11 protein-coding genes are annotated in these 15,053 nt (G+C 72.5%); 6 read left to right on the forward strand and 5 right to left on the reverse strand.

Annotated elements, in window-relative coordinates; translation table 11 throughout:
- Positions 1 to 27: 27 nt before the first annotated feature.
- From ACIRJT_RS12145 to ACIRJT_RS12160, 4 genes are all read left to right on the forward strand, one after another.
- The gene (locus ACIRJT_RS12145) at positions 28 to 1,401 is read left to right on the forward strand and encodes an MFS transporter (RefSeq protein ID WP_403907733.1); all 1,374 of its coding nucleotides are present in this window, start codon (positions 28 to 30) and stop codon (positions 1,399 to 1,401) included.
- Between the two features lie 136 nt (positions 1,402 to 1,537).
- The gene (locus ACIRJT_RS12150) at positions 1,538 to 3,949 is read left to right on the forward strand and encodes a tetratricopeptide repeat protein (protein WP_403907735.1); all 2,412 of its coding nucleotides are present in this window, start codon (positions 1,538 to 1,540) and stop codon (positions 3,947 to 3,949) included.
- 9 nt (positions 3,950 to 3,958) lie between these two features.
- Positions 3,959 to 4,576 carry a hypothetical protein gene (locus tag ACIRJT_RS12155; RefSeq protein ID WP_403907737.1) on the forward strand — a complete coding sequence of 206 codons (618 nt, stop codon included), beginning with the start codon at positions 3,959 to 3,961 and terminating at the stop codon, positions 4,574 to 4,576.
- A gap of 161 nt (positions 4,577 to 4,737) precedes the next feature.
- Positions 4,738 to 5,853, forward strand: a complete 1,116-nt coding sequence (locus ACIRJT_RS12160) for an ADP-ribosylglycohydrolase family protein (protein ID WP_403907739.1) — start codon at positions 4,738 to 4,740, stop codon at positions 5,851 to 5,853.
- Positions 5,854 to 5,902: 49 nt separating this feature from the next.
- Here ACIRJT_RS12160 and ACIRJT_RS12165 read toward each other — a convergent pair whose 3' ends face one another.
- Both ACIRJT_RS12165 and ACIRJT_RS12170 read right to left on the reverse strand, forming a co-directional pair.
- Complete coding sequence (locus ACIRJT_RS12165; RefSeq protein WP_403907741.1) at positions 5,903 to 7,483, reverse strand: sodium:solute symporter family protein; 1,581 nt, start codon at positions 7,481 to 7,483, stop codon at positions 5,903 to 5,905.
- 439 nt (positions 7,484 to 7,922) lie between these two features.
- Positions 7,923 to 8,705, reverse strand: a complete 783-nt coding sequence (locus tag ACIRJT_RS12170) for an SDR family oxidoreductase (protein ID WP_403907743.1) — start codon at positions 8,703 to 8,705, stop codon at positions 7,923 to 7,925.
- 98 nt (positions 8,706 to 8,803) lie between these two features.
- Between ACIRJT_RS12170 and ACIRJT_RS12175 the strand changes: the two genes are divergently transcribed.
- On the forward strand, positions 8,804 to 9,682 hold the full coding sequence (locus ACIRJT_RS12175; RefSeq protein WP_403907745.1) for a hypothetical protein: 879 nt from the start codon (positions 8,804 to 8,806) through the stop codon (positions 9,680 to 9,682).
- A 117-nt stretch (positions 9,683 to 9,799) separates the two neighbouring features.
- Here the strand turns inward: ACIRJT_RS12175 and ACIRJT_RS12180 are convergent, their stop codons facing one another.
- The 3 genes from ACIRJT_RS12180 to ACIRJT_RS12190 form a co-directional block, all read right to left on the reverse strand.
- Positions 9,800 to 10,006: a DUF397 domain-containing protein gene (locus tag ACIRJT_RS12180; protein WP_403907747.1), complete on the reverse strand. Its 207-nt coding sequence runs from the start codon at positions 10,004 to 10,006 to the stop codon at positions 9,800 to 9,802.
- Positions 10,007 to 10,291: 285 nt separating this feature from the next.
- Positions 10,292 to 11,149, reverse strand: coding sequence for a helix-turn-helix domain-containing protein (locus ACIRJT_RS12185; RefSeq protein ID WP_403907749.1), 858 nt, complete (start codon positions 11,147 to 11,149; stop codon positions 10,292 to 10,294).
- A gap of 255 nt (positions 11,150 to 11,404) precedes the next feature.
- Positions 11,405 to 12,124, reverse strand: a complete 720-nt coding sequence (locus tag ACIRJT_RS12190) for a GPP34 family phosphoprotein (protein WP_003968450.1) — start codon at positions 12,122 to 12,124, stop codon at positions 11,405 to 11,407.
- 192 nt (positions 12,125 to 12,316) lie between these two features.
- Here ACIRJT_RS12190 and ACIRJT_RS12195 point away from each other — a divergent pair, with 192 nt between their 5' ends.
- Positions 12,317 to 15,031: a serine hydrolase gene (locus tag ACIRJT_RS12195; RefSeq protein WP_403907751.1), complete on the forward strand. Its 2,715-nt coding sequence runs from the start codon at positions 12,317 to 12,319 to the stop codon at positions 15,029 to 15,031.
- The last annotated feature ends 22 nt before the right edge of the window (positions 15,032 to 15,053 follow it).

Consider the following 15,053-nt stretch of genomic DNA (forward strand, 5'->3'; position numbering starts at 1 on the left):
GTCGGCCGTCATCCTTTGGAGTCCATCGTGACCACGCACGAGGCCGCGTCGACCGCGGCCGCCGGCACCGTCTCCTCGCCGGGAGCCCGCTCGGACGGTCTGCGCTACGGCGCCCTGTTCGGCCCGGTCGTCTTCGGCGTCACCGCCGCCGGCGTCGCGCTGCCCGACGTGGCGTCCTCGCTCGATGCCTCGTCCACCGCGACGGCCTGGGTCCTGACCGCCCACGCGCTCGCCCTCGGCGTCGGCACCGCGCTGTTCGGCCGTCTCACCGACACCCGCGGCGTGCGCGCCGCCCTGCTGCTCGGCTCGCCGGCCCTCGCGGTCGGCGCCGTCATCTGCCTCGTCGCGACCGACCTCGGCGTCCTGGTGGCCGGGCGCTTCGTGCAGGCCGCCGGTTCCGGCGCCATGGCGGCCTGTGCCATGGCGCTCACCGCCTCGGTGCCGCCGGACCGGCGGCCGCGGGTCTTCGCCGGATTCGGGGCGACGATGGCGATCTTCTCGGCCGGCGCCACCCTGGCGGGCGGTGTCCTCACCGAGTGGGTGACCTGGCGCATCGCCCTGGTCCTGCCCGCGCTCTCCCTGATCGTCGTCCCGCTGTGCCTGGCCGGGGCGCCGGCGCGCAAGAACTCCGGCCGCTCGATGGACCTGCCGGGTGCGGCCCTGCTGACGTTCACCGCCATGTCGTTCCTCGTGCTGATCCAGTCCTCCGCGCTCGCGCTGGGCACCCCGCTGGTGATCGCGACCGCCGCCGTACTGGTCCTGTCGGCCGCCGGACTCACCTGGCGCACCCGTGGCCGCGACACCTCCTTCGTACCGCGCGCGCTCGTCACCGACCGCGTGTTCCTGAAGGCGGCCGTCATCGGCATCGGCGTCTACGGCGGCCTGTTCGCCGCGATGTACGCCGTACCGCAGCTCCTCGTCCGCGACCACGGCTGGAGCGTCCTGTCCGTCGGTCTCCGGCTGCTGCCCGGCGCGGTCGTCGGCGCGGTGCTCTCCAGGCTGGCCGGCCGTCTCACCGCGGGCGACCACGGCCACCGGCTTCTCGCCGCGGTCTCGCTCGCCTTCGCCGCGGCCCTCGCCGGCGCGCTGTCCGGCTCCGGCGCGCTGCTGCTGATCCTCGGCGCCTCGCTCGGGTTCTCCACGTTCTCCGTCACGCAGGTGTTCACCACCGCGCTGATGTCGGGGCACATCGAACCGGCCCGGCGCGGCGGTGCGATGGGGCTGCTCAACCTCACGTTCTTCGTCGGCGGCGGCGTCGGCAGTGCCACCGCGGGCGCCCTGGCGAAGTCGATGTCGCTCTCCACGGCGCTCGGCGTGGTGGCGCTCTTCCCGCTGGCCGCCGCGCTGGCGGCGGTCGCCCCCGCCGGGCGTACGGGCTCCCGGCCGACCGGGCACGGGTGACTCGGGCGGTGACTCAGGCGGCAGGGTTTCGGCCGCCCGGGTTCTGCCCGTCCGGCTCCCGGCCGTCCGGGTCTTCGCCGTCCCGGTCCTGCTCGTCCGCCTCCCCGCCGCCCGGACCCGCTGACAGACTGGCCCCATGCATCCGCCGAGCCCCCGCCGCCTCTCCCTCCAACAGATCATCGAGGGGCAGCGCCGAGCCGCCTTCGTCGGGCGTGAAGCCGAACTCGGCCTGTACCGGGCCAACTTCACGCGTCCTCCCGAGGACCCGCGCCACCGGTTCGTCTTCCATGTGCGGGGCAACGCCGGGGTCGGCAAGACCTCGCTCGTACGGGAATGGCGTGAGGTGGCGGGGGAGTTCGGGGCGCTGACCGCGTCGGTCGACGAGAGCGCCGACTCCGTGCCGGACGTACTCGCCGACTTCGTCGCGCAGTTCGCCGAGCAGGGATACCCGCTCAAGGCACTGGACCGACTGCTCGCCACCTACCGGCGCGCGCGCCACGACGCGGCCGGCCGGCTCGCGGCGGACAGCGAGACGCCGGCCGGCGGCCCTTCGCCCGGGGCGCTCGCCGCCGCGCAGGCCGGGTTGATCGCGGCCGGGGCGATACCCGTCGTCGGGGCGCTCGCCGGAGGCATCGACCCGGCCGTCGTGGCGCGGGGCGCGGGCGGCCTGCGGGCGGTGTTCGGGGGGCGGGCCCGGCAGCAGGAGGAGGCCCTGCTGCTGGCGGAACCGGTGCGGGTCCTCACCCCGGTCTTCGTCGCCGAGCTGGACCGGGTCGCGGACACCGTGCCCTGGATCGCCCTCTTCCTGGACACCTACGAGCGCACCGCACCCCAACTGGACCGGTGGCTGGCGGACCTGCTGACCCCCGGGCGGTACGGCGACCTGCCCGCCAACCTCGTCCTCACCCTGGCCGGTCAGCGCCGCCTCGACCCCGTGCACTGGGGCGACCGGAGCCGGCTGGTCGCCGACGTACCGCTCGGGCCGTTCACGGAGGCCGAGTCACGCCAACTCCTGCACGGGCGCGGGGTGGTGACGGAGTCCGTCGTACGGGAGGTGCTGCGGCTCTCCGGCGGGCTGCCCGTCCTGGTCTCCACGCTCGCCGCCAACCCCGGGGCGGCCGGCGAGGCGAACGCCACGGCCGTCGAGCGCTTCCTGGCCGGCGAGAGCGACCCGGCCCGCCGGGCGGCCGCGCTCGCCTGCGCGCTGCCGCGCCGGTTCGACGAGGACCTGGTCGCCGTCGCCGTGGCCGCACCGCGCAACGGGCCGCACGCCGTGCCCGATCTCTACGCCTGGCTGCACGAGCTGCCCTTCGTCGCCGAGCGGCACTCCGGCCACTCCCGCTACCACGCCGTCGTCCGGGCCCCGATGCTCCGCCTCCAGCGCACCGGGTCGCCGCGGCGCTGGAAGGCGGCGCACGACCGGCTGGCCGACGCCTTCGTCGCCCGGCGGGACGCGGCGGCCGAGGGCATCGACCCGGAACGCCTCTGGGCCGAACAGCCCTGGCGCCGGGCGGCCCTGGACGTGCTCTACCACCGGCTCTGCGCCCGCCCCCGCACCGCACTGCCCGAGGCCCTGCGCGCCGGGATCGAGCTGTGCGGGCAGGCGCCGTCCCGTGCCCGCCACTGGGCCCGGACCCTCGCGGAAGCGGGCGAGGACGCCGACAACGCCGTACTGCGCGACTGGGGCCGGGACCTGCTGGCCGCCATAACGGACCACGGGCCCCGGCCCACCGCCGCCCTCGGTCTCCTGCTGACCCGGGCCGAGCTGACCGACACGGACCGGGCCGCCGCCCTCGTGGTGCGCGCCTGGGACCGCTTCCGCGCCGGAGAGCTGGATGCCGCGCTGTCCGACCACGGGCGGGCGATCGCGGTGGACCCGCGCAGCGAACGCGCCCACCAGGGCCGGGCGGTGATCCTGCGCTCGCTCGGCCGCTACGAGGAGGCCCTCGCCGACCTGGACCGGGCCGAGGAGATCGCGCCCGCCTGGGCCTGGGCGGTGCGTGAGCGGGGGGAGACCTACCGGCGGATGGGCCGCCCGGAGGAGGCCCTGACCGTCCTGGACCGGGCGCACGCCCTGGACCCGTCCGACGCCGTGCCGCTGGGCAGCCGGGGCCTGGTCCGCCATGTGCTGGGACGGCACGAGGAGGCGCTCGACGACTTCGACCGGGCGATCGCGCTGTGGCCGGAGTACGCCTGGGCGCTGGTGAGGCGGTCCCGGGTCCGCACCGTCCTGGGGGACCCGGTGGGGGCCCTCGCCGACCTGGACCGGGCCGAGGAGCTGTCCCCCGGCCAGGCCGGGACCGAGGGGGAGCGGGGCGAGGTGTACCGGGCGACGGGCCGGCCCGAGGAGGCCGTCGCCTGCTACGGCCGGGCCCTGGCCCTGGACCCGGACTACGCCTGGGCGCACGGCAGCAGGGCCCTCGCGCTGGAGGCGCTCGGCCGGATCCCGGAGGCGCTGGCGGACCTCGAACGGGCGCTGGTCCTGGACCCGGACTACGCGTGGGCGCGGGCGCAGCGGCAGCGGCTGGGGGCGGTGGCCGGGTCGTAGGGTCGGGGGATGCGCGAAGTGCGGGTGGTGCTGATCGGCGGGACCTCGAACACCGGGAAGTCGGCCGTCGCGGAGGCGGTGGCGGAGCGGCTCGGTTTCGAGCACCGCTCCACGGACGGACTGGCCCGGCACCCGGGACGGCCCTGGCGGACCCCGGAGCACGAGGTACCGCCGCATGTCGCCGAGCACTACGGGACGTTGACCACCGACGAACTCCTCGCCTCGGTCCTCGACCACTACGAACGGCTCTGGCCGCGTATCGAGGAGTTGATCACCGACCGCGCGGGAGCCGGGGCTCCCGGCCTGGTCCTGGAGGGCTCGGCGCTCTGGCCCGACCGCGTCGCCCGGCTGGCGGTTCCCCGTACGGCCGCCGTGTGGCTCACCGCCGAGGACGCGGTCGTACGCGACCGGGTGCGGGCGGCCGGGCGCTACGAGGAGGCGACGGAAGCGGAACGGCACCTCATGGACCGGTTCCTGGCCCGTACCGGTCGCTTCCAGACGCTGATGCTGGAGGCAGTGGACGCGCTGGACCTGCCCCGGGTCGACACCGGCGGCGGACGTACGGTCGAGGAGGCGGCCGACGCCGTGCTCGCCGCCACGGCGGCCCAGGCGTGTCCCGGACGCTGACTCCCGCACCGGCCCAAAAACGACCTGCGGGACGTCCGTCGACATACCCGTACGTACCCGGTTCGCCCCCTCTACCGCCCGTTCCCGTTCGATTACAGTGCTTGCGCGGTCGCCCGCAGAGGCCCGCGCGGACGAGCACGTCGTGACGGGGAGGGGGCGGGGTGAGCACAGGGACCACGGCGGTCTGGGGCCGGGCCGAGCAGCAGGATTTCCGCAGCCGGGTCCGTGGGGCGCTGCTCGGCGGCGCCGTCGGGGACGCGCTCGGGGCCGGGGTCGGCGAGCTCGTGCTGGAGGAGATCCGCGCGGCCCACGGTGTCGAGGGGGTCACCGACTATGTTCCCGCGCACGGCAGGCGCGGCGCCGTCACCGCCCTCACCCAGCTCACCCTGTTCACCGTCGACGGGCTGATCCGCGCCCAGGTCCGCCGCGACACCGGGGCCTGGCACCCGCCCACCGATGTGCACCGGGCCCATCTGCGATGGGCCGCCACCCAGCACGACTGGGGGCCCGACGAGCGGCGCGAGGACAACGGCTGGCTGGCCGCCGAGGAGTGGCTCTACGCCCGCCGCGAGCCGGCCCGGGAGTGCCTGGGCGGTTTCGGCGACTCGGTCATGGGCACCCTCGACCGGCCGAAGAACCCCACCGCCCGGGACGCGGGAGCCCTCACCCGGTCCGCGCCGTTCGGGCTCCTGGTGGGCTGGGAGCCGGGGCTCGTGCTCCAACTGGCCGTCGAGTGCGCGGCCCAGTCCCACGGGCACCCCGCCGCCCAGCTGTCCGCCGGAGCCTTCGCCGTACTGGTGCACGGTCTCGCGCGGGGCGAGAGCCTGGACGCCTCCGTGCAGAACGTGCTGGCGCTGCTCGCCGAGCGCCCCGGCCACGAGCCGGTGACCGAGGCCCTGCGGCAGGCCCTCGGCTCCGTACGGCAGGGCATCCCGGGCCCGGCCCTGATCGAGGCGCTGGTCGCGAGCGACGCCGCCGAGGAGGTCCTCGCCGCCGCCGTGTACTGCGCGCTGGTCAGCGAGGACGTCCGGCACGGGCTGCGACTCGCCGTCAACCACAGCGGCCCCTCCCGCGCCACCGGGTCGGTCTGCGGGGCGCTGCTCGGGGCGCTGCACGGCGAGACCGCGCTGCCGCCGGCCTGGCTCGCGGAGCTGGAGGGACGGGCCACGCTCCTCGAACTGGCCGACGACTTCGCGATGGAGATGACCCAGGGCCCCGCCCTGCACAGCCCGGCGGCCGTCGCCCCGGGCTGGCTGGCCCGCTACCCGCGCGGCTGAGGGCGCCCGGTTCGCACCCCCGCGCGGCTGCGGGGCGGGGCAGTGCCGACTACCCGCGCGGCTGCGGGGCGGGGGCCGGGCCTCCGTCCTGGGCGGGGATCACAGGGGTCGTCGTCGTGCCGTCCCCGTCGTCGTCCCCGTCCCCCTCGTTGATCCGGGTCAGGAGCGCGTCGCGCTCCGGGGTGTCCTCCGGCTTCACGAAGCCGATCAGGATGTAGAGCACGAGCGAGACGGCGAGCGGCACGGACACCTGGTACTGGAGCGGCACCCCGCCCTCGACGGCCCAGTGGATCGGGTAGTTGACCAGCCAGAAGGCGAACAGGCCCGAGGCCCAGCTGACCAGCGCCGCCGTCGGACCGGACTTCCGGAACGGGCGCAGCAGACCCAGCATGAACGGGATCGCGATCGGACCCATCAGCCCGGCGACCCACTTGATCACGACGGTGATGATGTCCTTGAACGCGGGCGAGTTGATCTGTGTCGCGATGGCCATCGACAGCGCGAGGAAGGCCACGGTGGTCCAGCGGGCCGCGAGCAGCCCGGCACGCTCGTTCCAGCCGCGCGCCGCCTTCGAGAGCGTCGGGGCGATATCCCGGGTGAAGACGGCCGCGATGGCGTTGGCGTCCGAGGAGCACATGGCCATCGTGTGGGAGAAGAAGCCGACGATGACCAGGCCCAACAGGCCGTGCGGCAGCAGCTGTTCGGTCATCAGGGCGTAGCTGTCGGAGGCGTCGGGCTTCTGCGCGTCGACCAGGAGCGGGGCGCACCACATCGGGAAGAACAACACCAGCGGCCAGACGAACCACAGGATCGCCGAGAGTCGGGCGGACCGGGTGGCGGAGGCGGCCGAGTCGGTGGCCATGTACCGCTGGGCCTGGTTCCACATGCCTCCGTTGTACTCGAAGGTCTTGATGAACAGGAACGCCATCAGGAACGTCACCGTGTACGGGCCCGCGGTCGGGTCCGCGTGCCCTTCCGGCAGCTTGTCCCAGACGGTCCACAGGGTGGAGAAGCCGTCGAGCTCGCTCATCACGGCGAGCAGCATCGCCAGCCCGGCGAACAACTGGATGATGAACTGGCCAAGTTCGGTGAGGGCATCCGCCCACAGCCCGCCGACGGTGCAGTAGATTCCGGTGACGACCCCGGTGATCAGGATGCCCTGGGTGATGGAGAGGCCGGTGAAGACGGACAACAGGGTCGCGATGGCCGCCCACTTGGCGCCGACGTCCACGATCTTCAGCAGCAGCCCCGACCAGGCGAGCGCCTGCTGGGTCCGGATGTTGTAGCGGTTCTTGAGGTACTCCAGCGGCGAGGCGACATGGAGCCGTGAGCGCAGCCGGTTCAGCCGGGGCGCGAAGAGCTTCGCTCCGATGAAGATGCCGATGGCGATGGGCAGTGACCAGGTCACGAAGGACGTGACCCCGTACTGGTACGCGATGCCGGCGTAACCGGTGAACATCACCGCGCTGTAGCCGGACATGTGGTGCGAGATGCCCGACAGCCACCACGGCATCTTGCCGCCCGCCGTGAAGAAGTCGCTGACGTTGTCCACGCGCTTGTGCGACCAGAGTCCGATCGCCACCATCACGCCGAAGTAGCCGATGAGTACAGCCCAGTCGAGACTGTTCATGTCCCCCTCCAGGGGTCCGCCTTGTGAACGGGTGCGCACTTCGTCGGTACGGCCGTTCAGCGGCGTCCCCTTGCGGGAGCGGGGACTTCGGGGATTGAACCCTCTGTCGGTGTCCTCGGTCAAGGCTGCCTGATGGTCATGGATGTGAACGAAGGTCAGCAAGGCGAACGATTTTACTCGTTCTTGACCTTGCGGGGCGTTGTCGTGAACGTGACCGCGGCCACACGATGGGCGGGCACTTCGTCAGGCTGTGCAGAGAAGTTCAGGGAGTGCGCGGCAACGCGCGAAGGCCGCACGGGACGCGGGTCCCGTGCGGCCGAGAAGACGAGAGGGAGGGTGCCTCGTGTGCGAGTGGCGGGAGCGGTGCGAGGGCTGGAGCGGTGCGCGGGGGTGAGGGCGAGCGGCCCGGGGCGCCTGCGCGAGCTTGGTGGCGCGTGCGTCAGCGCATCAGCTCGCCCGCGTTGACCAGCAGTGACTGGCCGGTGATCGCCCGCGCCCGGTCGGAGGCCAGGAAGGTGACGGCCTCCGCCACGTCCCCGTCCGTGGCCAGCTCCGGCAGCGCCATCCGTTCGGTGAGCCGGGCCAGCACCTCGGGCTCCGGTACGCCCTCGGAGTGCGCGGTGAACCGGACGTACGCCTGCACCGGTGGCCCCCACATCCAGCCCGGCAGCACTGTGTTGACCCGGATCCGGTCCGGGCCCAGCTCCCGGGCGAGCGAGTACATGGCCGAGGTGAGCGCCCCCTTCGACGCCGCGTACGCCGCCTGCCGCACCTGGGAGGGGGCGGCCACCGCGGACTGCGTGCCGATCACCACCACCGAGCCGCCCCGCACCTTGAGGGCGGGCAGGCAGGCCCGGGTCATCCGCAGCGTGCCCAGGAGGTTCACGTCGATGATCGACTGCCACGTGGCGAAGTCCGCGTCCTGGAGTCCGCCGAAGTAGCTGTCCCAGGCCGCGACATGGACCACCGCGTCGATCCCCCCGAACCGCTCCACCGCGAGCGCCGCCAGCGCCTCGCACTGCGCCTCGTCCGTGATGTCGGTCGACAGGTGGGCCGTGCGCCGGCCCTCCGGGTCGATCTCCGCCACCGACCTGGCCAGGTTGGCCGCCGTGCGGGCCCCGAGCACCGCGCGTCCGCCGTCCCGGAGGACGGTCGAAGCGACCCGGTGCCCGAGTCCCGGCCCGACGCCCGACACGATGACGGTCTTCCCCGCGAGCAGCATCGGCGCCTCCCGGCCCTGGAAGTTTATCTGACGGACCGTCAGAGTAGGGGGATGCGGGAGCCGATGGAAGAGGACGGAAGAGGAAGGCGGGCAGGGTGATGGCCGATGGCGCCGGTACGGGGAGCAATGGCACGGACAGCGGCGGCGGGACGGGGAGCGAGCGGTACGCGGAACTGGCGGGGACGGGGCCGTACGGGGTGCGCCCGGGGCACGCCCTGATCACCATGGTCGAACCGCATCCCGGCCATGAGTACGCGTACAACCGCTGGTACGAGGACGACCACTACTACGCGGGCGCGACGGCCATGCCGTGGATGTTCGCCGGACGCCGCTGGGTGGCCACCAAGGACCTCCAGGAACTGCGGTACCCGGAGACGTCGGCGGTCGCCCGGCCGGTCGGCGCGGGCTGCTACCTGTCGACGTACTGGGTGACGGAGGGGCGCTACGACGACCACATGAAGTGGACCGTCGCCATCAACAAGCGGCTGAACCGGGACGGTCGGGTCTACCAGGACCGGACCCATGTGTTCACGGCCTTCCAGGACCACGAGGCCACCGTCTACCGCGACGGGGCCGCCGGCCCCCGGGACTTCCACGCGCTCGACCACCCGTACGCGGGCCTCGTCCTCCAGGTCGTCGACGCCGAGGGGCCCGAGCGGCGGGCGGAGCTGCTGGAATGGCTGCGCTCGCGCCATCTCCCCAAGCTGCTGAAGGGGTCGCCCGCGGCCATGGTCACGGTGTTCCGGCCGACGCCCCTTCCCGGCGACCGGATGACGTACGTGAAACAGGTCCAGGGAGTCGACACCCGGCTGACGCTGCTGTGGTTCCTCCAGGAGGATCCGCGGAGCTGCTGGGAGGGGCACTTCACCGGCCTGGACGCGGCGGTCGCGGAGACCGGCCTCGGGCGGGTCGAGCTGGTCGCGCCGTTCGTGCCGACCGTGCCGGGGACGGACCGGTACGTCGACCGGCTGCGGTGACGCCGCGCAACGCCCCCGGATCGTGCCGAGCCCCCTCGGCCAGGACGGCGAACCGGTCGAGAGGGCTCCATCAGGTGGTGCGGCCATGCGGTGGTGTGGTCGTGCGGTGGTGCGGGGTCAGGCGTTGATGGTGCCCGCGGCGACGTCGCGCACGAACGCGTTCCACGCACCGGGGACGAAGGTGAGCGAGGGACCCTGGGGGGCCTTCGAGTCACGGACGGCGATGGAGAGGGCGACCGGGGACTTGACCTCGACGCACGCGCCGTTGCCCCCGGAGTACGACGACTTCGTCCACTTGTCCGTAGCGCCCTGAAGAATTGCCATGTTCACTCCGGTTCAGAGAGTTGGGTGAGTCGCACCAACCTGATTCCGATTGGCGTGATCGACGCTACTCGCCAAGTCCCGTCCATGAGATAGCCGTTCACTCGACCGGATGGTCTTTCTCCGTCAAGCCTTCCGTGGCGAGTGGGCGGCGGTGTATTATCCCGCCGCCGCTCACTCAACGCGCCTCCGACTCCGTCGCGGGCGCCGGAGCGGATGTCCTGATTCCGCTGGTGGGCTCCGATGTGGCCAGGAGTCGCCCGGTCCGTTCCGGTGCCGCGGGGGTCGTCAGCTCGTGTACGACTTCGCGATCTTGCTGATGAACTCCCGGGTCTGCTCCACGTTCAGCGCCTGCGCACGCAGGTGCTCGTACATCACGCTGTAGCGCTGCACGTCGTTCGCCTTCTCCAGGTAGAGATCGCTCGTGACGCCCTCGATGTAGACGACGCTGGAGTCCGCGGTGTCCGGGAACTCCAGGATCGCGTACTGGCCGTTGATGCCCGGGTGCGCGCCCATGTCGAACGGCAGGACCTGCACGGTGACGTGCGGCAGGTGGGACTGCTCGACGAGGTGTTCCAGCTGGTCGATCATCACCTGCTTGTCGCCGACCACCCGGCGCAGCGCCGACTCGTCGATCACGGCCCACAGCCGCAGCGGGTTCTCCGGCGCGTTGACCCGGTCCTGCCTGCGCGACCGTACGTTGACCCGCTTCTCGATGTCCGACGAAGGGGCCTCGGGAAGCGCGCCGCTGATCAACGCCTCGGCGTACGCCCGGGTCTGGAGCAGGCCCGGGATCATCTGGGGCTCGTACACGCGCAGCGACTCCGCGTCGGTCTCCAGACCGATGTAGACGCTGTACGGGATGTCGCCGAAGGCGTGCCACCAGCCCTGCTGGCGGGAGTCCTTCGCCATCTGCATCAGCGAGTCGACGATGCGGTGGTCCTCGACCTCGTACACCCCGCAGAGATCGCGTACGTCGCGCTGGCTGATGGACCGGCGGCCGTTCTCCAGGCGGCTGATCTTCGACTGCGAGACCAGCAGCCGCTCCGCCACTTCTTCGGCCGTCATGCCTTTGAGTTCGCGCAGGCGGCGCAATTCCTGGCCCAACCTGCGTCGCCTGACAGTGGGATTGACGTTGGACGGCACGGAAACGGCACCTCCGGCTATGTAGCTGTGCGTATCTACTGCTCAGCAGATTGCCACCCCTTGCCCCGGCCGCGCTGGGAAACGGCCACACGCGGGGGCGCGGGGGCGTACGCACCGGTGTGCGGAAGGGCGCGCAAGCGCACGGGGCAGCCGGTGGTGGTGACTACCGGCTGCCCCGTGCGTGGTGCGGCTCCCGGACCGGGTCGGTGAAGACTGACGACGGTGCGGCGTTGTGCGGTTGTCAGGTCCGTGCGGTCAGCTCGCGGCGGTGTGCGCCATGCTGCCGCGACGGGCCTGTGCTTGCGGCTGCAACGGAACGCCCGCTGCCTGCTGCGTACGGCGTGGCTGGACGGCCACTCCGTTCTGGACGTCCATCACGGCGTGCGCCACGAGTCCGCCCATGGGGTCGTGCCTGATCAGGTCCCGGAGCCGGGAGCGCGATGAGCGCCCCTCGTTCCCGGGGTACAGATGCTTGCCGAGTCCGACCGCGTGGGCCAGTGCGGCGAGCGCCGCGGTCCGCGGGTCCGGCGGAACGCCGGTACGGATCGCGCTGTCCAGCCGGTTCCTGATGTCCCGGCTGATCGCCGTCTCCGTCGCTTGGTAGCGAGTCGTCGGCAGCACTCCGCACATCTGGCCCGCCACGGCATGAACCATGCCGCACCGCTCCAGATGAGCGAGATAGATCTGGCGCAGCCCCAGGCGGGGCCCGCCGATCCAGTGGACCGCCCGAACCGGGCTGCCACGACGGCGCAGCAGCTCCAGTGCGGAGTCCAGAGTCGGATCTCCTGTCGGCCGTGGCATCACCACGGCGATACGATCCCCGTCAGGGGCTATCCGTCCTGCCAGAGCCAGCTCCACTAGCTGTGCCCCGGCCAGGCCGAGGTCGAGCGACTGCGGCTGCGCTGTGGTACCCGTGGTCGGGTCCAGAGCGAGCAGCAAAAGCTCCTCCGGGATTGTTCTGCGGCTCCTGCCCATCCATGCCTCCCCGCGTGGATGTCTGACAGGGTGACCCCTCTCACATTGGTCTGTCGAGAGCGCCTGCCTGCTTTGTAGGGGAACCAGTAGGTATGTCGTTCTCGTCTAGCAGCTCGGCCAGGGGTTCACACAGGACACTGGTAGATGGTTCGGACAGCGCGGGGTGGCCCCGCAGCGCACGAGGAGGCATCGGTGGCGGGCGAGTCCCCCGACAAAACGGAGCAGCAGAAGTCGTCGGGGACGGCTGCGGAGGAACGCGACCCGCGTTTCGCCGTGTTCCGTGACCCCGGCGCGGACACGGACGGGAGCACGGTCACGGACGCGAGCGCGGACACGGACCGGAACGCGGACACGGACGCGGACGGGAGCACGGTCACGGACGCGAGCGCTGATGCGGGCGCGGGCCCGGGAGCCACGTCCGACACGGCGACCGCTGTGTTCCGTCCCCGTCTTCCGGCGGACGCCGCCCCGAGTGAGCCGGTGGCGGAGTCCACCGCTGCGGTGGATGCGCGGGAGACCGAGCCGGAGGAGACCTCCTCCGGGCCGGAGGCCGGGACCGACGCCGGGACCGACGCAGGGACCGGGGCGGAGGCCGCCTCCGAGCCGCGGAGTGAGCCTGTGGCGGCCTCCACGGCCTCTGTGGCGGCCGCCAAGCCTTCGGAGGGCGCGGGAGTCGCCGAGGGCCGCACGGGCCCGGACGCGGGCGTGGAGGCGTCCGACGCGGTGACGGCGGACGCTGAGAAGGCCGACGTCTCCGCGCCGCCTGCTGCGCGGGAGTCGGAGACCGAGCCCGAGGCCGGGGACGGCCGGCTGCGTGCCGCGGTGGCCGCGTGGGTCGACGCCGACGCCGACGCCGACGCCGACGCCGACGACGAGCCGGCGGCGGACACCGAGGCCGGCGCGGACTCCGGTGCGGAGTCCGGGTCCGACGCCCGGGGACAGTCCTCCGCGACGGCGGAGCCGAAGTCGAAGCACGAGCCGAAGTCCGAGGAGAACGAGTCGGACGCGGCGGACGCGGCGGACGCGGGGAAGGAGTCGGACGCGCAGCCGAAGGGCGAGCCCGACGGCAAGCCGAAGTCCGGACCCACGTCCACCGCCACGTCCACCGCCACGTTCACCGCCACGACCGAATCCACGACCGAACCGAAGGCCGACGGTGCCGAGCCGGACACCGACGGTGCCGAGCCGGACACCGACGACGCCTCCGACCAGCGAGGAGTCGATCAGCCCACCGCCATCTTCAAGGCGGTCAAGCCGGTCGGGGCCTTCGACCGGGTCGACCAGGCGACGACCGCGCTGAAGCTCCCGCCGCGCGAGGACGAGTCCGTAAGCAAGCCCGAGGGCAAGCCCGGAGACGACCCGGGGGACAAGCCGGGGGGCAAGAGCGACACCAGGCCCGAGAGCGACGCCGAGCGCACGAGCACGTTCGTGCCGCTCCGCTCCGACGCCGTGCGGTCCGCCCCCGCGCCCCGCAAGCCGGAGCCCGCCGGGGCCGAGGCCGGGGCCGAGGCGCCCGTGCGCACCCCGGAGGCCGGGGAAACCGCCTCTGCGGCCTCCTCACCGCCCGCCGCCCCGTCCTGGGCGGCGGCCGAGCGGACCCGGCAGCAGCCGCTGCCGCCGAGGCCCCCGCTCGACCTGCTCGCCGAGCTGACGAACACCCCGCCGCCGCAGGAGACCCCGGTCCGGACCGCCGTCCGACGGGTCAAGATCTGGACCCCGCTGGTACTCCTCCTGCTGATCGTCTTTGCGATCGTGCAGGTGATGCGCCCGCTGCCGGAACCCTCGCTGGAGCTCACGGCGAAGCCGACGTACACCTTCGAGGGCGGTGAGACGAAGCTGTCCTGGCCGGGCCAGGGCCAGTCGGCCGTGATGGTCGACGGCGTAGGGTCGCTCGGTTCCGAGGGTGCGCAGAAGCCGGCCCCGATCGCCAGCGTGGCGAAGGTCATGACCGCCCACGTGATCCTCCAGGAGCACCCCCTCAAGGGTGACGAGGAGGGCGAGACGATCACTGTCGACCAGAAGGCCGAGGACGAGTCCAAGCGGCCCGACGAGTCGACGGCCCCGCTGACCAAGGGGCAGAAGCTCACTCAGCGGCAGATGCTCCAGCTGCTGATGATCCCCTCGGGCAACAACGCGGCTCGGCTGCTCGCCCGCTGGGACGCGGGTTCCGAGGAGGCGTTCATCGACAAGATGAACGACGCGGCCAAGGAGCTCGGCATGACCGGGTCGACGTACACGGACCCGAGCGGGCTGGAGAAGACCACGGTCTCCACCGCCACCGACCAGCTCAAGCTGGCGCAGGCCGTCATGCGCAACGAGGTCTTCAGGAAGATCGTGGACATGCCCGAGATCGAGATCGAGGGCATAGACGGCAAGATCTACAACAACAACAACCTCCTGTTGCAGCCGGGCGTGAGCGGCATCAAGACCGGGTCCTCCACCCCGGCGGGCGGCAACCTGCTCTGGTCCGCGAACACCAAGGTCGACGGCAAGCTGCTGTGGATCTACGGAGCGGTCATGGGCCAGCAGGCCGGCACCGGCCGGGTCTACGACAGCCTGGAGCTGTCCCTCCAGAACAGCCTGAAGCTGATCAAGGACGCGCAGGAGGCCGCCACCTCGGCGACGGTGGTGAAGAAGGGCGATGTCGTCGGGTACGTGGACAACGGGTTCGGCGGACAGACCCCGGTGATCGCCACCAAGAACCTCAAGGCGGTCGGCTGGTCCGGCCTGGAGGTCGAGCTGAAGGTCACGGACAACGGCGAGGGCATCGACCACGCCGCGAAGGCCGGGAGCGAGGTCGGCATGGTGACCGTGGGCACCGGCACCGGAAAGGTCACGGCGCCGGTGGTGCTGCGGAGCGATCTGACCGAGCCGGCCTTCGGCGACAAGCTGGCCAGGATCGGCTGAGGCACCGGAGCGGGGGAGGGGT

Source organism: Streptomyces sp. NPDC102283, assembly GCF_044766265.1.
In the GTDB taxonomy this organism is placed as follows: domain Bacteria; phylum Actinomycetota; class Actinomycetes; order Streptomycetales; family Streptomycetaceae; genus Streptomyces.

Coding starts and splice junctions, on each gene's coding strand:
- ACIRJT_RS12180 (WP_403907747.1), bottom strand. CDS start 10,006: ATGGCAATTCTTCAGGGCGCTACGGACAAGTGGACGAAGTCGTCGTAC.
- ACIRJT_RS12165 (WP_403907741.1), bottom strand. CDS start 7,483: ATGAACAGTCTCGACTGGGCTGTACTCATCGGCTACTTCGGCGTGATG.
- ACIRJT_RS12175 (WP_403907745.1), top strand. CDS start 8,804: ATGGCCGATGGCGCCGGTACGGGGAGCAATGGCACGGACAGCGGCGGC.
- ACIRJT_RS12155 (WP_403907737.1), top strand. CDS start 3,959: ATGCGCGAAGTGCGGGTGGTGCTGATCGGCGGGACCTCGAACACCGGG.
- ACIRJT_RS12170 (WP_403907743.1), bottom strand. CDS start 8,705: ATGCTGCTCGCGGGGAAGACCGTCATCGTGTCGGGCGTCGGGCCGGGA.
- ACIRJT_RS12150 (WP_403907735.1), top strand. CDS start 1,538: ATGCATCCGCCGAGCCCCCGCCGCCTCTCCCTCCAACAGATCATCGAG.
- ACIRJT_RS12190 (WP_003968450.1), bottom strand. CDS start 12,124: ATGGGCAGGAGCCGCAGAACAATCCCGGAGGAGCTTTTGCTGCTCGCT.